The sequence below is a fragment of the Streptomyces sp. 8L genome (assembly GCF_020176795.1).
In the GTDB taxonomy this organism is placed as follows: Bacteria; Actinomycetota; Actinomycetes; order Streptomycetales; family Streptomycetaceae; genus Streptomyces.
This window is the reverse complement of the sequence record NZ_JAIUKE010000201.1, coordinates 1-21,994: the sequence shown is the minus strand read 5'-3', so window position 1 is coordinate 21,994 and position 21,994 is coordinate 1. Positions and strand designations below refer to the sequence as shown.

The window sequence follows — 21,994 nt, the reverse complement described above, 5'->3', positions numbered from 1 at the left end:
GCCCCGGCCTCCCCGGCCGCCCCTCCGCCCCCACTAAGGAGCCCATGAACCGCGTTCTCTCCACCTGGACCCCATCGGCCCGTCCCGACGGCGCCGAGCAGACCGAGCGCCCGGCGCAGCTGCGGCGCATCTTCGGCCTCTTCCGCCCCTACCGGACCAGGCTGACCGTGGTCGGCCTCCTGGTCGCCGCGTCGTCGCTGGTCTCGGTCGCCTCCCCGTTCCTGCTCCGGCAGATCCTCGACGTCGCCATCCCGCAGGGCCGCACGGGCCTGCTGAGCCTGCTCGCGCTCGGCATGATCCTCACGGCCGTCGTCAACAGCGTCTTCAGCGTGCTCCAGACGCTCATCTCGACGACGGTCGGCCAGCGCGTCATGCATGATCTGCGGACGGCTGTCTACACGCAGCTCCAGCGGATGCCGCTCGCGTTCTTCACCCGTACGAGGACGGGCGAGGTGCAGTCGAGGATCGCCAACGACATCGGCGGCATGCAGGCGACCGTGACGTCCACGGCCACGTCGCTCGTGTCCAACCTGACGTCCGTGGTCGCCACCGTCGTCGCCATGATCGCCCTGGACTGGCGGCTCACCATCGTCTCCATGCTGCTGCTGCCGGTCTTCGTGTGGATCAGCCGCCGGGTCGGCAGGGAGCGCAAGAAGATCACGACGCAGCGGCAGAAGCAGATGGCCACCATGGCCGCCACCGTCACGGAGTCGCTGTCCGTCAGCGGCATCCTGCTCGGGCGGACGATGGGCAGGGCCGACTCGCTGACCAAGGCGTTCTCCGACGAGTCCGAGAGGCTCGTCGACCTGGAAGTGCGGTCCAACATGGCGGGCCGCTGGCGCATGTCCGTCATCGGGATCGTGATGGCCGCGATGCCCGCGGTCATCTACTGGGTGGCGGGGCTCGTCCTGCACAGCGGCAGCGTGGCGATCTCCATCGGCACCCTGGTCGCCTTCGTCTCCCTCCAGCAGGGCCTGTTCCGGCCCGCCGTGAGCCTGCTGGCCACCGGTGTGCAGATGCAGACGTCGCTGGCGCTGTTCGCCCGTATCTTCGAATACCTGGACCTGCCGGTGGAGATCACGGAACCCGAGCGTCCCGCGGTGCTCGCCACGGACCGGGCGCGGGGTGAAGTCCGTTTCGAGAACGTCGACTTCAGCTATGCCGCGCAGGCCGGAGCCGTGTCCCTCACCAAGGGCGGCGCGCGGCCGTCCGAACGTACGACGCTGGCGGGGATCGACCTGAGCGTGCCGGCCGGCGGCAGCCTCGCCGTGGTCGGCCCCACGGGCTCCGGCAAGTCCACCCTCAGCTACCTGGTGCCACGGCTGTACGACGTGACCGGCGGCCGCGTCACGCTCGACGGCGTGGACGTGCGCGACCTGAGCTTCGACACCCTCGCCCGCGCGGTCGGCGTCGTCTCCCAGGAGACGTACCTCTTCCACGCGTCCGTCGCGGAGAACCTGCGCTTCGCCAAGCCCGACGCCACGGACGAGGAGATCGAGACGGCGGCACGGGCGGCGCAGATCCACGACCACATCGCGTCCCTGCCCGAGGGCTACGACACCCTGGTGGGGGAGCGGGGCTACCGCTTCTCCGGAGGCGAGAAGCAGCGCCTCGCCATCGCCCGCACCATCCTGCGCGACCCGCCCGTACTGGTCCTGGACGAGGCGACGAGCGCGCTGGACACCCGTACGGAACACGCGGTGCAGCAGGCCATCGACGGGCTCTCGGCGGGCCGGACCACCATCACGATCGCCCACCGGCTCTCCACGGTGCGCGACGCGGACGAGATCGTCGTCCTGGACGGCGGGCGCATCGCGGAGCGCGGCACGCACGACGAACTCGTCGCGCGCGAGGGCCGGTACGCGGCGCTGGTGCGCCGGGACAGCGGTACGCGGGACGCGGCGGACGCTGCGGCGGGAGACGCCCTCGCGGCGGTCGCGGACGAGGCGGTGCCGCCCGGCACGACATCCGGTCCCGCCGAGCCGGACGCGGGGGCGCTGGCTCCGGTCGGGGGCTGACGAAACCCGCGCGGCGGATCGGCCCCCGAGGCGGCACGATCGCGCCGCCGGGCCCCGGCCTCCCGTGATCGCTCCGTGCCGCACGTTACGGTTCCGATATGACAAACAGGTCATATCGGGCAGGAGGGCGTCGCGGTCCCGGGCCTCGACCGGGGCGTCCTGGCAGGCCGCGGCTGACCCGGCGCGGCCGGGCCGCGCTGGTCATGGCGGCCGTGCTCGTCCTCGGTGCGGCGGTGCTCGTGCCGGTCCTGCTGCTGAGCGGCGGCGGCGGCCGACCCGCCTCGCTGGTCGTGCCGGAGGGCCGCAGGGCCGGCGAGGTGTACGCGTCCATCGACAAGGCCCTGTCCGTACAGCCCGGTACGACGCGGCGCGCCGCGAGCGCGGCGCACCTCGAACTCGCGGGCCCGGCGCACGGCAATCCGGAGGGATACCTGTTCCCCGCCACCTATCCTGTCGACGCGCACACCACACCGACGGGCCTGCTCACCTTCATGGTGAACACCGCCAACAAGAAGCTGGGGGCGGATCACATCAGAGCGGGCGCCGAGCGCAACGGCATGACCGTGTACCAGGCGGTCACCATCGCGAGCATCGTCCAGGCCGAGGCGGCGACGCCGGCCGACATGGGCAGAGTGGCCCGCGTGGTGCTCAACAGGCTCGCCAGGGACATGCCGTTGCAGATGGACTCGACACTGAACTACGCGCTCCACCGTTCCACACTGGAAACCACCGACCGTGACACCAGGACGCGCAGCCCCTACAACACGTACGCGAACAAGGGCCTGCCGCCCACACCGATCGGCAACCCGGGGGAGGCGGCGCTGAAGGCGGTGAGCGCCCCGCCGCGGGGAAAGTGGCTGTACTTCGTGACGGTCCGGGACGGCGACACCAGGTTCGCCACGAGCTACGCGCAACAGCAGCGCAACGTAAAGGAGTTCAACGCCAACAAGGGCGGCTGACGCGACGCGCTCCCGTCGCTCTGGCGCACCCGTCTCTCTCCACGCGCCCGTCGTCAGGCGGCGCCGTGCTGATGTCAGGCGACGAGCTCGCCGGCCGGTTCGTGTCCGGCGCCCAGCAGCCGCCTGATGTCGTTCACGGCATCGCGCCCGGCCCGGTTCGCGCCGATCGTGGAGGCGGACGGGCCGTACCCGACGAGATGCACCCGCGGGTCCCGCACCGCCCGGGTCCGCTCCACCCGGATGCCGCCGCCCGCCTCCCGCAGCCCGAGCGGTGCGAGGTGGCCGACCGCGGGGCGGAAGCCCGTCGCCCACAGGATCACGTCCGCCTCCACCTGGCGGCCACCGTCCCAGGCCACGCCCTCCGGTGTGACCCGGTCGAACATGGGCTGCCGGTCCAGCACTCCCTCGGCCAGCGCACGCCGCACGGCGTCGGTGAGCGGCAGGCCCGTCACGGACACCACACTCCGCGGCGGCAGACCGCGGCGTACCCGCTCCTCGACGAGCGCGACGGCGGCCCGGCCCTGCTCCTGGCCGAACGGACCCTCGCGGAAGACCGGCGGTGTGCGGGTGACCCAGGTCGTCGAGGCCGCGTAAGGGGCGATCTCCATCAGGTGCTGCGTACCGGAGGCACCGCCGCCGACCACCACCACGCGCAGCCCGGCGAACTCCCGCGGGCCCGTGTAGCCCGCGGTGTGCAACTGCCGCCCGCGGAAGGCCTCCTGGCCCGGATAGTGCGGCAGGAAGGGCCGGTCCCAGGTCCCGGTCGCGCTGATGAGGGCCCGCGTCAGCAGCACCCCCGCGGACGTCTCGACCCGGAGGCGGCCCCCGGGCCCCTCCCGCACCGCGGACACGTCCACGGGCCGGTGCACCCGGATGCCGAAGCGGCGCTCGTAGTCGGCGAAATACCCGGCCACGACCTACGACGACGGCCGCGCCGCGTCGGCCTCACCGGTCTCCAGCTCCATCCCCGGCAGCGAGTGCATGCCGTGGACCTTGCCGTACGTCAGCGACGGCCACCGGAACTGCCAGGCACCGCCGGGCCCCGGCGCGTGGTCCAGTACGACGAAGTCACGCTCGGGCACGAAACCCGTACGGCCCAGGTGGTAGGCGCTAGACAATCCGGCCTGCCCGGCCCCCACCACCACGACGTCCACCGCGCGCCCACCGAAATCGTCCACGCCGATGGAACGCCCCGAGCGGCATCGATCTTCCCCTCGGGGAAAGATGGAAACCATGGCGGACACCTTCACCACCAAGACCCTGCACATCGCGAGCGGCAGCGACGAGACCGTGACCGACCTCACGGCCGACTGCGAGCGCTTCCTGCGCGCCGCGGCCGGGGGCCGCAGCGGCCTGCTCAACATCTTCGTCCCGCACGCCACGGCCGGCATCGCCCTGATCGAGACGGGCGCGGGCAGCGACACCGACCTCCTCGCCGCCCTGCGTGACCTGCTCCCCCCGGACGACCGCTGGCAACACCGCCACGGCACCCCGGGCCACGGCCGCGACCACGTCCTGCCGGCCCTCGTCCCGCCCCACGCGACGCTCCCGGTCGTCGAGGGCCACCTGGAACTCGGCACCTGGCAGTCGGTCTGCCTGGTCGACACGAACGTGGACAACCCCGACCGCCAGGTACGGCTGAGCTTCCTGTGCTGAGCGTGACCGCTGCCGGGCCGTGCCGCCGGTTCTCCATAGCGTGCGTGCGCGAATGGAGAGGAAGACGCAGGGACTGGACCCAGCTGTGATCGAACGTCTCTACGGCCGCTGCGGTAAGTGCCTGCTCGGGGCATGGCGGCTTTCGGGCGTGAAGATTGCCACGTCATCTCCCGAGCCCCAGTGGGAGAACGTACTGACTGCTGCCGGGTCCGTCGGCGGGCACATCATCGGCCGGGCCGACGACTGGGAGGTCTCGGGCGCCACCGACCCCATGAGCCGGCCGAAGCTCGGCCCCTGGCTGCGTGACGAGAGGGGCCCGTACGACGGGCTGGTCTCGGCTGCGGTGGACCGCCTCGGTCGCAACGTCGTCGACTGCCTGAACACGGGCTACAAGATGCGGGACGAGAAGAAAATGCTCGTCACGTACGGGCACGACGGGCCCTGGGAACTGGATGATCCCGCCGACGAGAACCGCTTCACCATGGAGGCCTGGGGCTGCCCAGATGGAGCTCCGTGCCATTCAACGCCGTAACCGGGACGCAACGGTCAAGATCCGGTCGGCGGGTCGGCCCAAGGGGAAGCCGTCCTATGGGTTCCGGTACGTCCGGAAGGTGATGGGCGGCAAGGTCGACCACGTGGAACTGCACCCCCACGCAGCCGAGGTGCTGCGGGGTGTGGCCCGTCGTATTCTCGCCGAAGGGCCTCATGCAGCAGGCCCTGGCCGGTCACGGGCCGCCGGTGACACCGGCTGTGACGGCGCGCCAGATCGACGAGGCCGCCCCGGTCCTGACCGCAGCGCCTTTCACCGGCGTAGACCTGGTGGTGAAACCGGCGGCGGCGGTGTGCACGGACGGAGTGACCCCGGTCGGGGGCGGCCTGGGCCGGGAGTCGGCCGTCACCGCGTTGCCGGTCCGGCGCAACGCGGTCGGACTGGTCAGCGAGGAGGTCGTCGTCCAGCGACGGCTCACCGGTACGGAGTACGTGGTCAACACCTCCAGCCACGACGGCCGGCAGACCGTCACCGACCTGCGCCGCTACCGCAAGGTCGCCAACACCGGGCACTTCGCGGTCTACCAGGACGTGAAGCTCCTGCCCTTCGACGGCCCCGGACACGAGGAACTGCTGGCCTACGTTCGTGGGGCCCTGGAGGCGTTCGGCTTCCGCTTCGGTCCCGCCCACACTGAGGTGATGTCGACCGGGGACGGCCCGCGTCTGATCGAGGTCAACGCCCGCGTCGCGGGCAGCGGGATGGCCGCCGCCGCGGCCCTGGCAACGGGGGACAACGGCATCCAGCGCACGGTCCGATACGTGGGCGCCCGCCCCCGACGCCTTCCGACTCGCGCGAGCGGTGCGGGTGGCCATGTTCGTCGCGCCGAGAACCGGGACCGTGACCAACACCGAGATCCTGCAGGAGATCCGGACCCTGCCCACGTGCCGGGGCCTGGAGGTCAGGGTCCGCACCGGCGACACGATCGCGGCCACCTCGGACCTGCTCTCGTCCAACGCGCTCGGCTGGGCCCTGCCGGCGGACCGCGACGCGGCGGCGGTGGAACGCGACCACCGACTCGCGCGTGCCTTCGCGGAACGGCTGCGCATCACCGCGTGACGCACCGACCGGACCTGACGGTCGATCGACGCTGACCCGACGTTATACCCGTTCGCTCCGACTGACACCGGCCGTGCTTGATCTGTTCACTTCGGAGTTGCCAGACATTCAACAAGGTCGCAGTTCCGCATGTCCGCGACGGAGTAATATGCAAAGATACCAACTCGCGATCGACGGCTTCCCTGCGCACCTTGTGAGAGTCCGCCCATGCTGGCGACGGCCCCGTCCTGCCACCGTGTTCGTACAGATGAACCGCATACGACCCCTGCGCGCCGCCGGGCCGGCAGGAACTCACCTCAACAGCCGGCCTGCCGCCAGTACCGGGCTGAGCGCGCAACCCGTCGTGGGCCCTCAGTCGTGCCTCGATCTTGACACTCGCCATCCCCGCGAAGGGGCTCGCCTCCGCCGGTCCACCTGCTCCTCGTGAGCTCGGCCGACCTTGCTCCAGTGAACAACGCGACGCGGCGGGCCGCCGGTTCGAGGACGAAGCAGTGAGACAGACCATTCCCGCACCCCGCGTGGCGACGGCGTGGGCTCTAAGGCCGGAGGGCAATAATCGTGCTCTCTCAGTAAGGACATCACTGTGCGGCAAGACCTGATGAAGAACGCGGACATCGTGATACGGGGGATACGGGACCAAGGCGGTGGGGGCGGTCGGCGCGTTGCTGACCCTGCACAATCGCGTACGTTCGGTGATCTGTGCCTGAACGACCCCGACTCGCCCTGTTGCCGTCATGGCAGTATGATCACCGGCGCGGTGGCCGCCTCGATGGCCTCTCCTTTCGTCTTCGAACCGGTCGAGTTCACCACTGGGTCGGGTGGCAAGGTCACCAGGGTGGACGGCGGCCTTGTCGCTCACTACCAGCTCACCACCTTCGACCTCGTCGACGGCCGTCCGCCCCGCTGGCCTACGTGAGGGATCACGCTCTTCAGCGAGCCGACCACCACGGACAAGCCGGTGTGCTCCGGTTCGCCGCCAACTCGCTTGTCTCGCTGCTGGAATGGCGTCGGTACGGACGCGATGTGGAGGGGACCCCAGGACCTGGTCGATCGCCGTGGACCCCGGCTCCGCCGATGATGTGCGCCGGGAACTCAACTTCAAGAGGTCCGACGAGCAGAAGAAGGCGTTGTTCATGAAAAGCCAGGAAGCGACCATCGCCTTCCTCGCCACCGTCTGACCGGAGCGAGCGCCAACAGGCCGACGGCGTGGGCTCGTACGGGCCCGTACCGCGTGCACCGTCAATAGTGGAAGGGCTGTTCACGATGCGTTTTCGGATTCTCGGTCACTTGGAGGTGGTCTCCGAGGGTCTGTCGGTGCCGCTCGGCGGTGTCCGGTCCCGAGCGACGCTCGGCTACCTGCTGCTGAACAACAACTCGATGATCCCGACCAGCCGCCTGGTCAAGGCGCTGTGGCCCAACGGCACGCCGGCCACCGGCCGCAAGATGCTGCACAATGCGATCTCCCGGGTCCGTGTCGTGCTCGGCAGCCGCGCCATGGACTCCGATGCCCCGGCCCTGCTCACCCATGCGCCGGGCTACTTCCTGCGGGTCCCTCCCGACGACGTCGACCTGACGCTCTTTCAGCAGCAGGCCGAGCAGGGCCACGCCGAACTCGTCGCCGGCCGGTGGGAACAGGCCATGGCGACGCTGCGCGGCGCGTTAAGCCTGTGGCGCGGCACCGCCCTGGTCGACCTGGTGGAGGCCGGCATCGCCTGGCCGGAGCTGACCACGCTGGAGAACACTCGGCTGGCCACCATCGAGGACCTGGTGGACGCGGAACGGCCCGCTGCGGGAACGCATGTCCGGACAGTTGATGCGTGCGCTCTACCACTGCGGTCGCCAGTCCGACGCGCTCGCCGTCTACCAGCGCACCCGCACCGCGCTCGTCGAGGAGTTCGGCCTGGACCCGAGCCCGGCGCTGCAGGCACTGGAACGGGCCATTCTCGAGCACGACCTACCCGGCCACGACCAGGGACGGGACCGGCCGCGGCCGGTGGTCGAGATCCGGCCGGAGACAGCGCCGGCACCGTCACCGGCGCCGGTCGCCAGTGGTGAGCCACTGTCCGGTGAGCTCAAGCAGATCACCCTGGCGCTGGTGCGGGCCAGCGTGGGCGACCACGTCAATCCGGAACAGATGGCGCTCGTGCACGATCACATCGGTCGCGTCATCCACTGCACCGCCACCGACTGGGGCGGCACCGTGATCGGAGTGCTGGGTCCGTTGTGGCAGATCGTGTTCGGTGTACCGGCGACCAGCGAGTCCGACGCCTGGCGGGCGGTGCACGGCGCGCACGACATACGCGAGCGGCTGGCCACCGGGGGTGTTCCGGTGTCGGCCGCGATCTCGGTCAACACGGGGAAGGCGTTGGTACGTCAGCAGGGCACGCTGTCCGGCGCGCCGATCTCGGTCACCGGCGCGGTCATCGACCAGGCGTTAGGCCGGCTCACGGCCCTTCCGGCCGGAGAACTGTCCATCTGCGAGACCACCGCGCGCATCACCGAGGCCGGTGACCTGCCCGGCACGGAAACCGCGCCGTTCGTCGGCCGTGAACGGGACCTGACCATGCTCCGGCAGTGGTGGTGGCAGGTGCGCCGGCTCGGCCAACCGCACCTGGCCACCGTGCTGGCCTCCGCGGGCATGGGCAAGACGAGGCTGATACGTGAGTTCGAGCGGCGACTGAGCGAGGACAGCCCCGGGCTTCGCTTCCTGGTCGGTCGCGCCGGCCCGCGCTATTCTGCCCAGAGCGGGCTGACCGCGCTCAGGGACGTGGTGCGGGCCCACTGCGGAATCGATGCCGCCGACGACGACGGCACGGTCGAGCGGAAGCTCGCCGCCGCCGTCGCGGAGCTGCCCGGACGGGTGGACTGGGTGCTGAACCACCTACGTGGGCTGATATTCGACGGCAGCGACACCAGCGAGGACGCCGTGTCAGCGTGGAGCCGTTTCCTGGAGGAGATGGCGGTCGGCCGACCGACGCTCCTGGTGATCGAGGACCTCCAGCACGCCGACGACGCAGTACTGGACACGGTGGACATGCTCGCCAAGTACACCAGCCAGGTCCCGTTGCTCACCGTCGTCACGGCCCGACCGGAACTGCTGGACCGCAGGCCGGGGTGGGGTGGCGGCAAACTGCACGCCAGCACCACCGTGCTGCAACCGCTGGAGGACGTCGAGGTGCGGCAGTTGGCGGCCGGGCTCGGGGGAATGACCGAAGCGGAGATCGACGACTGCGTGGTGGCGAAGGCCGACGGCAACCCGCTGTTCGCCATCGAGCTGGCGACGACCTTCGCCGACGACGCGAGCCGGCACCCGCTGCCGCGGTCTGTGCGCGGCATAGTGGGATCGCAGATCGATCTGCTCCCCGCCGCGGTCAAGTCGGTGCTGCTGGACGCGGCCGTCCTCGGCGACATCGTGTGCGACACGGCTATCGCGGCCATGGGCGAGATCAGTTTGCATGAGGCCGAAGGGGGGCTGCGGTATCTGGAGCGCCAGGAGTTCCTGACTCGCACCGGATCAACTGTGGAGGGCCGGCCGGAGTACCGGTTCCGAGGGGGCGTGATCCGGGACGTCGCCAACGAGCGCCTGGTCACCTCGGTGTTGATGGAGAAGCACCGCAGGGCCGCCGAATGGCTCAGTCGGCTGCGGGAGAGCTCGACGGCGCATGGTGACGAGCCGGTCCGCCGGACACCGTGACGCGGCCGCCGGCGTCCACATCGACGAGGTCTCCGGAGGATCGATCAGCACTGCAAGAGGCTGTAGCCCGTGTTTGAGCGGGTCTTGCGCCCTGCTTGGCAGCCAGGGCCTGCCTTGTGTCCTCCGCCGTCGGGGATGTTGCCGAGCTTCTTGATGTCGACGTGGACGAGTTCGCCCGGGACGGTCGCGTTCGTAGCGGCGGACAGGGTGGCCGGTTGCGTGGTCCGGGTGGGCCAGGCGGGCTACGCCGTAGCGGACAAGGACGCGGTGCACGTAGAGGGCACGAGGTCAAGCAGATGGCGATGCGGACCGGGCCCCAGCGGCGTGCGAGGCGGACTTTGATGATGCGCCGTTCGGTCCGGTGGGGGTCTGGCGCCGGCCCGTACATGGTCGGCTGGACAGGTCACTTGTCCCGGCCTCGCCCAACTCGCGGTAGCGGGGCGCCCAACGCTGGGCCGTGGTCGGCGAGACCTGGAAGCGTTCGGAGGCCCGTCGTGCCGGCCGTCGCCCACGGCGCAGCGCGCCAGGCGCAGCCGTCCGGTCTCGGTCAGGGTCGCATCACGGTGGAGGTACGCGGGCCTCTGGTCGCTGGTGCAGATATCGCACCACACCAGGCCAGAGGCCCCTCACCCATTTCGAGATCCCTCAGCCGAGACCTTGCTCACCCGTCCACAATCTTCCCGGACGGAACACCTAGGCCTGGACCGAGGTCACCATGCCGGCCCGGGCCAGCCGCTTGAGCAGCTGGAGCTGAGCGGCGGTCAGCTTGTCCTCCAGCTGGCGCATGGGGGCCGCGCCGGCTCGAAGGATGCCCAGCAACTCCTCGGCGCCCTCGCGGGCCAGGCCACGGACCTCGGTGCTGTCCTCGCCGTCGCTGCGGCTGAAGCGGTATGCCATGGTCGGCGAGTCGACCGGGGAGACGACCTCGTCGCCGTGGGCGACCGGGTCCGACCAGTAGCGGCCGTAGGACGCCTTGGTCTTCTCGTCCACGTCGGTGTCGAACGGCGGCGCCGGCACGAATGCCTTGAAGCCGGGGACGTCCAACGCCACGGCCTCGCGCACCGTCACGTCCGGTGCCAGCGTGACGACGGTGTCCGCCGGCAGCGGTGCCGGCTCGGCCTTCTCGGCGGCCCGGGACAGTGGGGCGGCGCCGACGACCGGGGCGCCGGTGATGACCTGCATCAGGTTCGGCGTGACGGCGGTGTTGAGCAGCACGTCGAAGGTGCGCTCCTGGATGTCCAGGTCGGGGCCGCCGCCGCGGTGGCTCCAGTAGATGCTGTCCGGGTCGGCCTTGCCCAGCGCGTGGTACCACTGGTCGATGGACAGGGCGAAGGTCTCGGCCATGCCGTGCCAGCCCTCGTCGTAGTCCCGCCATAGGTCCCGCTTGTCCTGTTCGGACAGCGTGCCGCACAACGTGTTCTCCAGCAGCATCGCCGCAGTGACGGCCTGGTTGGTGGCGAACGCGACGCCGGAGGAGAACAGCGGGTCCACGAAGTAGGAGGAGTCGCCGACCAGCAGCCAGCGTTCGTCGAAGTCGGCGAACTGCCCGTTGATCATTGAGTAGTTGGTCGCGGTCAGCATCTTGTTGTCGATCGGCTCGGCCTCGGTGATCAGGTCCTTCAGGTACGGCACCTGCTTTACCGTCCTGATGAAGGTCTCCTGGTCGGTGAAGTCGGTGCCGTCCTGTTTGAGGATCTCCGGAATCGTCACGATGCCGACCGAGTGGGTGATCACCCGCTCGCCGTTGACGATTTTGGGCACCGGGATGTACCAGCACCAGCCGTCACGGAAGGCGAAGCAGCCGATGGGGGAGAGGTTCTCGGCGCGGAAGATGTTCCAGTCGCCGGGCAGGCTCTGGGCCGGCTTGCCGCCGACGAAGTGCTGCCAGATGGCGATGTTGCGGTAGCTGGACAGCCACTCTCGCTTCTGCTTGGTGGCGATGCTGTTGCGCCGGCCGGAGGCGTCCACGAAGTAGCGGCAGCGGACCTTCGTGCCGTCCTTGAGCGTGACGGTGGCACCCTCGGCGTCCGAGTCCAGCGTCTGCACCGAGGTCTCTTCGAACACGTCGACGTCCAGCGAGGCGGCGTGCTTGAGCAGGATGTCGTCGAACTCGGCGCGGTTGACGTGCATGGCGAACCGGTACACGCCGTCCTCGAGCACGCTGCGGTGGTCGAAGTAGGCCACCATCGGGGTCTCGCCTCAGTTGAAGATGCCGCCGTACTTGCGCACCCAGCAGTCGCTGGCCAGCACCTTCTCCAGCGCGCCGCTCTGCTCGATCGCCGGGATCATCTGATGGGCGAAGGACTCGCCGATGTGATCACGCGGGAACGGCTCCTTCTCGAAGATCGCGATCTTCAGGTCGGTGCGCTTGGCCAGCAGTGCGCCGAGTGTGGAGCCTGCCGGCCCACCACCCATGATGACCACGTCATACTCGGACCCGACTGGCTTGCCCATGGGCCTACCTCCTAGGGAAATTGCGGAAAACCGCCCGGCCTGGACCGTCGGATGTGCGTTCGGCAGGCGTGTCGTCCCGGCCAACGTAGGTGCCGCACGGGTGGGCGCGCAGTGGTGTGGTTCCGCACCGCGGTCACTGCGCGGTAATCGGATTGCCTTGGTGGTCGGCGATTACCGGTCCGTGGCCGGGCGGTGGGCGAACGTCGTGGTCACGCGACGCGGGCGCCCATAGCCTCGAACCGGCCGACACAGTGACTCGCGGCCCGAAGACTGGCGGCCCAAAGGGAATAGAGGGAACCCCCATGGCTACTGCTGAGCCCGCTCCGCTGTCCTGCCTGGTGCGGGGATCGGGGCCAGCGGTGATGCTCGTCCACGGCGGCGGCGCGACCAGGGAGAACACGTACGGCCCCCTGATCGGCGCGCTGGCCCAGGACAACACCGTCATCGCCCCGGACTACTCGCAGGCGCCCGCCGGTGCTGCCGCCGATCTCGACGGCCTGACCGACCTGCACGTGGCGGCGGCCGTGCGGGCCGGCCACGAGCGGTTCGTGGTGGCCGGTCACTCGCTGGGCTGCCTGGTCGCTGTCAAGGCCGCGATCCGCCACCCCGAGCGGGTCGTCGGGCTGGTGCTGACCGCCGGCTTCGCCCGGGCGGCGATGTCGATGCGGCTGAAGGTGCAGCTGTGGCGGGCCCTGTTGGACGGCGACCGGGACGTGCTGGCCCGGTTCCTGATGTCGGTGACGTTCAGCGACCGGTACCTCAACGCGATGACCCAGGACCAGGTGGATGGCTTCGTCGACCTGATCGGCCTGTCGCTGCGACCGGGCACCGCCGAGCAGATCGAGCTGGTGCTGAACGCCGACGTGCGCGGGCAGTTGGGTCGGGTGCACGTGCCGACGCTGGTCGTGGCGACGATGGCCGACCGGCTGGTGCCGCCGCTGTCCTCGGTGGAGATCGCCGACGGCATCCCCGGCGCGCGGCTGGCCGAGTTGGACTGCGGGCACCAGCCCGCGTTGGAGCGGGCGGCTGAGTGGTCGCGGCTGATCAAGGAATTCTGCGGGTCTGAGTTCGTGGATGGACGGGTGCCGAGGTGACGCGCGAACCGATCGCTGTCGTCGGATTGTCCTGCCGGGTGCCCGGCGCGGACGGCGCCGACGAGTTCTGGCGACTGTTGACCGAGGGCCGCTGCACGATCGGCCCGGTCCCGGCCGACCGGTGGGCCGCCGACCGGGTCGCGGACGCCCCCGGCGCCCGGTGGGGGTCTTTCCTCGATGGCGTCCGGGATTTCGACCCGGGCTTCTTCGGCATCTCGCCGCGCGAGGCCGCCGCGATGGACCCGCAGCAGCGACTCGCCTTGGAACTGAGCTGGCAGGCCGTGGAAGACGCGGGCCTGCTGCCGGACGCGCTGTCCCGGCGCCGCACGGGTGTGTTCCTGGCCGCAATGCACGACGACTACGCGTTGCTGACCCACCGCACGCCCGGTGCTCTGGGGCAGCACGCTTTCATCGGTGTGCAACGGAGTTTGCTGGCCAACCGCGTGTCGTACTTCTTCGGCGCGCAGGGCCCGAGCATGACCGTCGACACCGGACAGTCGTCTTCGCTGGTCGCGGTGCATCTGGCTGCGGAAAGCCTGCGCAACGGCGAGACCGACCTGGTCCTCGCCGGGGGCGTCAACCTGATCCTCGCGCCGGACAGCTCGCTGGCCGCCGAGCGTTTCGGCGCGCTGTCCCCTGATGGCGTGTGCCGCACCTTCGACGCCGAGGCCAACGGCTTCGTGCGCGGTGAAGGCGGCGCGGTGGTCGTGCTCAAGCGCTATCGGGACGCACTCGCCGACGGGAACACCGTGCTCGCCGTGATCGACGGCAGCGCGGTCAACAACGACGGCGGCGGCGACGGCCTGACCGCACCGAACGGCCCGGCACAGCAGGAAGTCCTCCGCCAGGCGTACGACTGGTCCACTGTGGGCCGCGCCGACGTCGGTTACGTCGAGCTGCACGGCACCGGGACCAAGCTCGGCGATCCGATCGAGGCGGCAGCGCTCGGTGCCGTGCTCGGAACCGCCCGTGACGATATCCCGCTGCCGGTGGGTTCGGTCAAGACCAACATCGGTCACCTGGAAGCCGCTGCCGGCATCATCGGTCTGGTCAAGGCTGTGCTGGCGATCCGGCACCGCACGCTGCCGGCCAGTTTGGGCTTCCGCACGCCCAATCCGGGTATCCGGCTCGACGAACTCAAGCTGCGCGTGGTCACCGAGACCAGCCCCTGGCCGGTGCCGGACCGCCCGCTGGTCGCCGGCGTCAGCTCGTTCGGCATGGGCGGGACCAACTGCCACGTCGTGCTGGTCGAGCCCGATCCCGTGCCGTCCGACGAGCCGGTGCGGGCCGGCGGTGTGTTCGTCCTGTCCGGACGGACTCAGGCCGCTGTCCGTGCGCAGGCTCTGGCGTTGCGTGAGAACACGGACGTCGACCTGGCCGATCTGGCGTTCTCGATGGTCGCGACCAGGGCCGCGTTCGAGCATCGAGCGGTCGTGCTCGCCGACGATCCCGCGTCCTTGGGCAGCGGCCTGGACGCGGTGGCCGCCGGGCTGCCGGCCCAGAACGTCGTCACCGGCACCTCAGCGACCACCGGCAAGGTGGCGTTCCTGTTCTCCGGACAGGGCAGTCAGCGGGCCGGCGCCGGTCGTGAACTGTACGAGACCTCGCCGGTGTTCGCCGGGGCATTGGACGCCGTGTGTGCCCGATTCGACAGTTCGCTACGCGAAGTGATGTTCGCCGAGGACAGCGCTGAGCTGGACCGGACCGTGCACACGCAGGCGGCGCTGTTCGCGTTCGAGGTGGCGGCCTTCCGGTTGGCCGAGCATCACGGCGTGCGTCCGGACCTGTTGGCCGGCCACTCCATCGGCGAACTCGCCGCCGCTCACGTCGCGGGAGTGCTGTCACTGGCTGACGCGTGCAAGCTGGTGGCCGCACGCGGTGCGTTGATGCAGGCGCTGCCCGACGGCGGCGCGATGGTCGCCGTGCAGTCACCTGAGGACGAGATTCGCCCGCTGCTGACCGACGGCGTGGACATTGCCGCTGTCAACGGGCCGAACGCGGTCGTGGTGTCCGGCGACGAGAAGGCCGTGCTGGCGGTGGCCGGCAGGCTGGCGGAGCGGGGTCGCAAGACCAAGCGGCTGAAGGTGAGCCATGCGTTCCACTCTCCGCGCATGGAACCGATGCTGGCCGAGTTCCGCCGAGTCGCCGAGTCCCTGACGTTCCATGAACCGCGCATCCCGATCGTGTCCGACATGACCGGGTCGCTGGCCACCGAACTGGACGACCCGGACTACTGGGTGCGGCACGTCCGGCACGCGGTCCGTTTCGCCGACGTCCTGCGCGGCCTGGCCGATCTCGGCGCGACCGCGTTCGTTGAGCTGGGCCCGGACGGCGTGCTGAGCGCGATGGTCCGCGACAACATCGCCGTGACTGCGGAAACCGTGGTGGCGCAGCTGTTCCGTGCCGGCCGTCCCGAGCGGCGCACGGTCGCCGCCGCACTCGCCGAACTGCACGTGCGCGGACACGCCGTCGACTTCCGGCTGGCCGGGCAGCGCATCCCGTTGCCCGGATACGTCTTCCAGCGCAAGCACTACTGGCTCGGCGACCGTCCCGTTGAGACGGTCGAACCGGTGCGGCAGCCGCGGGAGACCGGCGACTTCCTCGATCTGGTGCGGCGGCATGCGGCCGTAGTCATGGGCGCCGACGGCCCCGACGAGGTCGACCCGGACCGCACCTTCCACGACCTGGGCTTCAACTCGCTGATGGCGGTGGAGCTGCGGGACGAGTTGGTGGCCGCGAGCGGCGTCCAACTGACCGGGACCGCGCTCTACGAATATCCGTCGCCGCGAGCGATCGCCGCCCGGCTGGGAACCTCGCCCGTGGTGGCGGAGGACGACTTCGGCACGGCCGATCCCGGTGAGCCGATCGCGATCGTGGCGATGGGTTGCCGGCTGCCCGGTGGCGTCGACACGCCGGATGCGTTGTGGGAACTGCTGCTGGCCGGCGGTGACGCGATCAGCGAGTTCCCGACCGACCGCGGCTGGGATCTCGACGGCATCTACGACCCGCGGCCGGGCACCACCGGCCACACGTACACGCGGGCCGGTGGCTTCCTCAACGCCGCCGACTTCGACGCCGCGTTCTTCGGCATCTCGCCGCGTGAGGCCACGGCGATGGACCCGCAGCAACGGCTGCTGCTGGAGACGGCGTGGGAGGCGTTGGAGCGCGCCGGCATCGAACCGTCGGCACTGCGCGGCAGCCGTACCGGCGTGTTCGTCGGGGCCACGGCCAACGAGTACGGCCCGCGGCTGGACCAGGCCGAGGGCCACGCGCTGACCGGTACGTCCATCAGCGTGGCCTCGGGCCGCGTCGCTTACGTTTTCGGGCTGGAAGGCCCGGCGGTCACCGTGGACACCGCATGTTCGTCGTCGCTGGTGGCGCTGCACCTCGCCGTGCAGTCGCTGCGGCAGGGTGAGTGCACGCTTGCGCTGGCCGGTGGCGCTGCGGTGCTGGCCAGTCCCGGCATGTTCGTGGAGTTCGGCCAACAGCGCGGACTGTCCGCGGACGGTCGGTGCAAGTCGTTCGGGGCCGGTGCCGACGGCACCGGCTGGGCTGAGGGCGTCGGCATCCTGGCGCTGGAGCGGCTGTCGGTCGCCACCGCGCGTGGCCACCGCGTGCTTGCTGTCGTGCGCGGTAGCGCGGTCAACTCCGACGGCGCCTCGAACGGGCTGACCGCACCGAACGGCCTGTCGCAGCAGCGGGTGATCCGGCAGGCGCTGGCGGCGGCCGGACTGTCCGGCGCCGACGTCGACGCCGTGGAGGCGCACGGCACCGGCACCCGGCTCGGTGACCCGATCGAGGCCGGGGCGCTGCTGGTCACTTACGGGCGGGACCGGGAACGGCCGCTGCTGCTGGGGTCGCTGAAGTCCAACATCGGGCACACCCAGGCCGCCGCCGGCGTCGCTGGTGTGATCAAGATGGTCCTGGCCATGCAGCACGGGCTGCTGCCGCGGACGCTGCACGCCGACGTGCGCAGCCCCGAGGTGGACTGGAGCACTGGGGCGCTGCACCTGCTGACCGACGCCGTGGACTGGCCGGAGACCGGACATCCACGTCGTGCAGCCGTGTCGTCGTTCGGGATCAGCGGCACCAATGCGCACGTAGTACTGGAACACGCCCCGAGTCCCGCCCTCGCTGCGACACCGACCGACGGGGCACTGCCGTGGGTGCTGTCCGCGCGGACGCCGGAAGCCTTGCGCGGACAGGCCGCGCGCCTGGCGTCGCATCTGGACGCCGACCCCGAGCTGAGCCCGGCCGATGTCGGTCTCACGCTGGCCACCACGCGCGTCGCCTTCGACCATCGCGCGGCCGTGCTGGCCGAGGACCGTGACGGCTACCTACGCGGACTGCGCGCACTGGCCGCCGACGAGCCGGCAGCGAACGTCGTGCAGGCCACCGCTGCGGTAGGTGCCGTCGCGTACCTGTTCACCGGGCAGGGCAGCCAGCGCCCGGGCATGGGCGAGCAAGTGCGCGCCGCCCAGCCGGTTTTCGCCCGGGCCCACGACACCGTGTGCGCGGCGCTGGCTCCGTACCTGGACGTCGACCTGCGCCAGGTCATCACCGACGACGCCGACTTGCTCGCCCAGACTCGATACGCGCAGGCCGCGCTGTTCGCGCACGAGGTGGCGCTGTTTCACCTCCTCGACCACTGGGGTGTCAAGCCGGACTACCTGCTCGGCCACTCCATCGGTGAGGTCGCCGCCGCGCACGTGGCCGGTGTCCTGTCACTGGCCGATGCCGCCGCGCTGGTCGGCGCCAGGGGCCGGCTCATGCAGGCGGCCACGGTCGGCGGCGCGATGGTGGCCGTGCAGGCCACCGAGGAGGAACTGGGCGAGCTCAGCGACCTCGTGGCGCTGGCGGCGGTCAACGGCCCGGGCTCCGTGGTCGTCTCCGGTGACGCCGAGGAGGTGTTGCGCATCGCCGAACACTGGCGCCGGAAGGGCCGCAAGACCTCCCAGCTCAAGGTGAGCCACGCCTTTCACTCGCCGCACATGGACTCTGTGCTGGATGAGTTCGCCGACGTCCTGCGCACGCTGACCTTTCATGAGCCGCGCATCCCCGTCGTTTCCAATGTGACCGGTGACCTGACCACTCCGCAGGATCTGGCGTCACCGGAGTACTGGGTGCGCCACCTGCGCGGAACTGTGCGGTTCATGGCCGGTGTACGCTGCCTGGACAGCCACGGCGTCGGCGTGTACCTGGAGCTGGGGCCGGACGCCACGCTCACCGGCATGGCGCAGTCCTGCCTCACCGGCGTGCCCGTTCTGGCACCGCTGATGCGCCACGACCGCCCGGAGGATGTCACAGTACTCACCGCGCTGGCCAGCGCCTACGCGGGCGGTGTCGACATCGCCTGGACAAAGGTGTTCCCCGGGGCGCATACCGTTGACCTGCCCACCTACGCGTTCCAGCGCAACCGGTTCTGGCTCAACGCACCGACGCACACCACCGGTGGTTCCGGACACGCCCTGCTGGACACGGCGATCGAGCTGGCCGACGGTGAGGGCACCCTGCTCACCGGACGACTGTCCACGCGTAGCCACCCGTGGTTGGTCGACCACACCATCGGCGACGCCGTGGTGCTGCCCGGGACCGCCCTGCTGGACATGGCGATCAGGGCCGCGGACGAGATCGGCTGCGACGAGGTCGCCGAGTTGGTGATCGAGGCGCCGCTGGTGCTGCCGCCGGATGCCGCCGTCCAGGTCCAGGTCGTGGTCAGCGGCCAGGACGTGGAGATCTACGCCCGCGACGAGCGGGACACCACGTGGAGACGGCACGCCAACGGTGTGGTGGCGCGTACCCGGCGTGCCGCCGTCCCCGTTACTGACTGGCCGGGCACCGACCCGGCGGCCGCCGACGACTACGCGCGGCTGGCGACGTACGGCTACCACTACGGCCCGGCGTTCCAAGGGCTCCTCGGTTCACGGCAGTCCGGCCAGGACGTCCTGGTCGAGGTGCGGTTGGCCGAGGTGCCGTCAGGTGAAGGGGTCACCGGCTTCGGCGTGCATCCCGCGCTACTGGACGCTGTCCTGCACCCGCTCGTGCTCGCCGCGGCCGAGTCGGACGGTCAGCAGCGACTGCCGTTCTCCTTCAGCGGTGTCATGCTGTACGCCAGCGGTGCGACCGAGCTGCGCGCGCGCGTCACCCGTACCGGCCCCGACAGCTACAAACTGCTGGCAGTCGACGCGGCCGGCCAACCGGTGCTGTCGGTGGACTCTTTGGTGCTCCGCCCACGGCCGGCCGCTCGGCCGGCCGTACGGCACCCGTCGTTGTACCGGCCCGGGCTGGTCGAGGTGCCGTTGGGTGAAGGCGCCGTCGTCGACCGGGTTGTCACGATCGAGCCCGGCACGCCGCACGAGGTGACGCACCGCGCGCTGGCGCTGGTGCAGGAGTCGCTGGCCGGCACCGAGCGGCTGGTGCTGCTCACGAAGGCCGACTCTGCCCTGGTCTACTCCGGACTGTGGGGCCTGGTCCGCGCCGCCCAGTCCGAGCATCCGGACCGGTTCGTGCTTGTGGACGCCGACGAGCAATCGCTGCCGCTGCTGGGTGCCGCGCTGGCCACCGCTGAGCAGCAGCTGGTGCTACGCGACGGCCGCGCCTACGTGCCGCGGTTGGAGCACGCGGTCACGCCGGGCGAGCCGGTGGCCTTCGATCCCGGCGGCACCGTGCTGATCACCGGCGGCACCGGCACGCTGGGGCAGCTGTTCGCCCGTCATCTCGTCACCGCGCACGGCGTGCGGCACCTGCTGCTGGTCAGCCGCAGCGGTCGCACGGTCGACCTCGACGACCTGGACGCCGACATCCGCGTGGCCGCATGCGATGTGGCGGACGCCGATGCGCTGGCCGAGTTGCTGGCCACAGTCGAGCACCCCCTGACCGGCGTGATCCATGCGTCTGGTGTGCTGGACGACGCCACCGTGGAGTCGCTCACGCCGGCTCGGCTCGACACCGTCATGCGGGCCAAGGCCGACGCGGCGTGGAACCTGCACGAAGCCACCTTGGGCGTGGACCTCGCGGCTTTCGTACTGTTCTCCTCGATCGCCGGTGCCATCGGCAACGCGGGGCAGGCCAACTACGCCGCCGCCAACACTTACCTCGACGCCCTGGCTCACCACCGCCGTGCCGCCGGGTTGCCCGCCACCTCGCTCGCCTGGGGCCTTTGGGGGACCGACACCGGTATGACCAGCGGTCTGGGCGAGACCGAGCTGGCGCGGTGGGCGCGCCTGGGCATCACGCCGATCCCCGTCGCCACCGGCCTCGAACTGTTCGACGCCGCCCTGGCGTCCGCCGACCCCGTGCTGGTGCCGGCCACGCTCGACCTCGCGGCCGCCGAATCTGTGCCGGACGTGTTCCGCGGTCTGGTCCGCGCACCACGCCGCCGGACCGCGACCGCCTCCGCGGCCGACGACTCGTGGGCCGGGCGGATGGCCGCGTTGCCCGAGGCCGACCGCGGCCGTGAGGTAATGCGTCTGGTGCGGGAGACCGTCGCCGCCGTGCTCGGTCACGATGGCGTGGCCGGGGCAGACCCCGACCGCACGTTCCGTGAGCTGGGCTTCGACTCCATGACCGGAGTCGAGCTGCGCAACCGCCTGCATGCCAGCAGCGGCGTCCGACTGCCCACCACAGCGGTGTTCGACTATCCGACGTCGGCCATGCTCGCCGGCTTCCTGCTGGACAAGGTCGCCGGCACCACGACTACCGGTTCCACCGCCGAGGTCGCGGCGCGGACCAGCGTGGCCGATGCTGCGGACCCGATCGTCATCGTGGGCATGGGATGCCGGTACCCGGGGGGCGTGCGCACGCCGGAGGACCTGTGGCGGCTGGTCGTCGACGGCGTGGACGCCATCGGCACCTTCCCCGAGGACCGCGGCTGGGACGTGGACAGCCTCTACCACCCCGACCCCGAGCACACCGGCACGTCCACGACCCGCCACGGCGGCTTCGTGTACCAGGCGGGCGAGTTCGACCCGGAGTTCTTCGGCATTTCGCCGCGCGAGGCGCTGGCCATCGACCCGCAGCAGCGGCTGCTGCTGGAGACGTCGTGGGAGGCCCTGGAGCGGGCCGGCATCGACCCGCTGTCGCTGCGCGGCAGCCACACCGGCGTGTTCGCAGGCCTGATGTACCACGACTACGCCTCGCGGATGCCGGTCGCGCCGGACGGGTTCGAGGGCTACTTGCTCACGGGCAACACCGGCAGTGTCGCCTCCGGCCGCATCTCGTACACCTTCGGCCTGGAGGGGCCGTCGGTCACCGTGGACACCGCCTGCTCGTCCTCGCTGGTCACCCTGCACATGGCCGCGCAGGCGCTGCGCGCCGGCGAGTGCTCGCTGGCGCTGGCCGGCGGTGTCACCGTGATGTCCACGCCGAACACCTTCGTCGAGTTCAGCCGCCAGCGTGGGCTGTCGGCGGACGGGGGGGGGCCGGCGGGGGGCCCCGGCGCCCCCCGCCCCGCCCCGCGGGGGGGGGGGGGGGGGCCCGGGGGTGGGGGGGGGGGGGCGCCCCGCCCGCCCCGG

The 21,994-nt window shown here is 70.7% G+C and carries 13 protein-coding genes and 3 pseudogenes; 11 read left to right on the top strand and 5 right to left on the bottom strand.

Translation table 11 applies throughout. From position 1 onward, the window contains the following. Window positions 1-44 precede the first annotated feature (44 nt). Both LCE31_RS18165 and mltG read left to right on the top strand, forming a co-directional pair. A complete protein-coding gene (locus tag LCE31_RS18165) occupies window positions 45-2,018 on the top strand; it encodes an ABC transporter ATP-binding protein (protein ID WP_225015414.1) in 1,974 nt (657 codons plus the stop codon). 98 nt (window positions 2,019-2,116) lie between these two features. After that, the gene (gene mltG, locus LCE31_RS18160; RefSeq protein WP_374118493.1) at window positions 2,117-2,977 is read left to right on the top strand and encodes an endolytic transglycosylase MltG; all 861 of its coding nucleotides are present in this window, start codon (window positions 2,117-2,119) and stop codon (window positions 2,975-2,977) included. A gap of 74 nt (window positions 2,978-3,051) precedes the next feature. On the opposite strand, the pseudogene LCE31_RS18155 reads toward mltG, so the two are convergent. Further along, window positions 3,052-4,155 (bottom strand): annotated as a pseudogene (locus LCE31_RS18155) (NAD(P)-binding domain-containing protein). Between the two features lie 55 nt (window positions 4,156-4,210). Between LCE31_RS18155 and LCE31_RS18150 the strand changes: the two are divergent. Together LCE31_RS18150 and LCE31_RS18145 are read left to right on the top strand one after the other, a co-directional pair. After that, window positions 4,211-4,633, top strand: a complete 423-nt coding sequence (locus tag LCE31_RS18150; RefSeq protein WP_225015410.1) for a YjbQ family protein — start codon at window positions 4,211-4,213, stop codon at window positions 4,631-4,633. 52 nt (window positions 4,634-4,685) lie between these two features. Further along, a complete protein-coding gene (locus LCE31_RS18145; RefSeq protein WP_225015407.1) occupies window positions 4,686-5,165 on the top strand; it encodes a recombinase family protein in 480 nt (159 codons plus the stop codon). 193 nt (window positions 5,166-5,358) lie between these two features. On the opposite strand, the gene LCE31_RS18140 is transcribed toward LCE31_RS18145, so the two are convergent. After that, window positions 5,359-5,622: a hypothetical protein gene (locus LCE31_RS18140; protein ID WP_225015405.1), complete on the bottom strand. Its 264-nt coding sequence runs from the start codon at window positions 5,620-5,622 to the stop codon at window positions 5,359-5,361. A 398-nt stretch (window positions 5,623-6,020) separates the two neighbouring features. Between LCE31_RS18140 and LCE31_RS18135 the strand changes: the two genes are divergently transcribed. From LCE31_RS18135 to LCE31_RS18115, 5 genes and pseudogenes are all read left to right on the top strand, one after another. Beyond that, complete coding sequence (locus LCE31_RS18135; RefSeq protein WP_225015402.1) at window positions 6,021-6,239, top strand: hypothetical protein; 219 nt, start codon at window positions 6,021-6,023, stop codon at window positions 6,237-6,239. A 742-nt stretch (window positions 6,240-6,981) separates the two neighbouring features. Further along, entirely contained in the window at window positions 6,982-7,155 is a 174-nt protein-coding gene (locus tag LCE31_RS18130; protein WP_225015400.1) for a hypothetical protein, read from the top strand. An 85-nt stretch (window positions 7,156-7,240) separates the two neighbouring features. Then, window positions 7,241-7,417 (top strand): hypothetical protein, encoded by a 177-nt coding sequence (locus tag LCE31_RS18125; RefSeq protein ID WP_225015398.1) that lies wholly within the window; start codon window positions 7,241-7,243, stop codon window positions 7,415-7,417. Between the two features lie 85 nt (window positions 7,418-7,502). Next, a pseudogene (locus LCE31_RS40875) lies at window positions 7,503-8,124 on the top strand (AfsR/SARP family transcriptional regulator); the annotation flags it as partial. A 249-nt stretch (window positions 8,125-8,373) separates the two neighbouring features. Next, the gene (locus LCE31_RS18115; protein WP_225015416.1) at window positions 8,374-9,933 is read left to right on the top strand and encodes an AAA family ATPase; all 1,560 of its coding nucleotides are present in this window, start codon (window positions 8,374-8,376) and stop codon (window positions 9,931-9,933) included. 119 nt (window positions 9,934-10,052) lie between these two features. On the opposite strand, the pseudogene LCE31_RS18110 reads toward LCE31_RS18115, so the two are convergent. The 3 genes and pseudogenes from LCE31_RS18110 to LCE31_RS18100 form a co-directional block, all read right to left on the bottom strand. Then, window positions 10,053-10,532: pseudogene (locus LCE31_RS18110) on the bottom strand (helix-turn-helix domain-containing protein); the annotation flags it as partial. A gap of 94 nt (window positions 10,533-10,626) precedes the next feature. After that, window positions 10,627-12,120, bottom strand: coding sequence for an NAD(P)/FAD-dependent oxidoreductase (locus LCE31_RS18105; protein ID WP_225015396.1), 1,494 nt, complete (start codon window positions 12,118-12,120; stop codon window positions 10,627-10,629). A 12-nt stretch (window positions 12,121-12,132) separates the two neighbouring features. Next, window positions 12,133-12,387 (bottom strand): NAD(P)/FAD-dependent oxidoreductase, encoded by a 255-nt coding sequence (locus LCE31_RS18100; protein WP_225015394.1) that lies wholly within the window; start codon window positions 12,385-12,387, stop codon window positions 12,133-12,135. Between the two features lie 302 nt (window positions 12,388-12,689). Between LCE31_RS18100 and LCE31_RS18095 the strand changes: the two genes are divergently transcribed. Further along, window positions 12,690-13,481, top strand: a complete 792-nt coding sequence (locus tag LCE31_RS18095) for an alpha/beta fold hydrolase (RefSeq protein WP_225015392.1) — start codon at window positions 12,690-12,692, stop codon at window positions 13,479-13,481. Next, window positions 13,478-21,994: type I polyketide synthase (locus LCE31_RS18090; protein WP_225015390.1), on the top strand; the 8,517-nt coding region annotated here is incomplete at its 3' end. The genes LCE31_RS18095 and LCE31_RS18090, both read left to right, overlap by 4 nt.

Excerpts from the sequence above, each read along its gene's own strand:
- LCE31_RS18150 (WP_225015410.1), top strand. The coding sequence starts at position 4,211 with ATGGCGGACACCTTCACCACCAAGACCCTGCACATCGCGAGCGGCAGC.
- LCE31_RS18165 (WP_225015414.1), top strand. The coding sequence starts at position 45 with ATGAACCGCGTTCTCTCCACCTGGACCCCATCGGCCCGTCCCGACGGC.
- LCE31_RS18115 (WP_225015416.1), top strand. The coding sequence starts at position 8,374 with ATGGCGCTCGTGCACGATCACATCGGTCGCGTCATCCACTGCACCGCC.
- LCE31_RS18100 (WP_225015394.1), bottom strand. The coding sequence starts at position 12,387 with ATGGGCAAGCCAGTCGGGTCCGAGTATGACGTGGTCATCATGGGTGGT.
- LCE31_RS18145 (WP_225015407.1), top strand. The coding sequence starts at position 4,686 with ATGGAGAGGAAGACGCAGGGACTGGACCCAGCTGTGATCGAACGTCTC.
- LCE31_RS18125 (WP_225015398.1), top strand. The coding sequence starts at position 7,241 with ATGGCGTCGGTACGGACGCGATGTGGAGGGGACCCCAGGACCTGGTCG.
- LCE31_RS18095 (WP_225015392.1), top strand. The coding sequence starts at position 12,690 with ATGGCTACTGCTGAGCCCGCTCCGCTGTCCTGCCTGGTGCGGGGATCG.
- mltG (WP_374118493.1), top strand. The coding sequence starts at position 2,117 with ATGACAAACAGGTCATATCGGGCAGGAGGGCGTCGCGGTCCCGGGCCT.
- LCE31_RS18130 (WP_225015400.1), top strand. The coding sequence starts at position 6,982 with ATGATCACCGGCGCGGTGGCCGCCTCGATGGCCTCTCCTTTCGTCTTC.
- LCE31_RS18105 (WP_225015396.1), bottom strand. The coding sequence starts at position 12,120 with ATGGTGGCCTACTTCGACCACCGCAGCGTGCTCGAGGACGGCGTGTAC.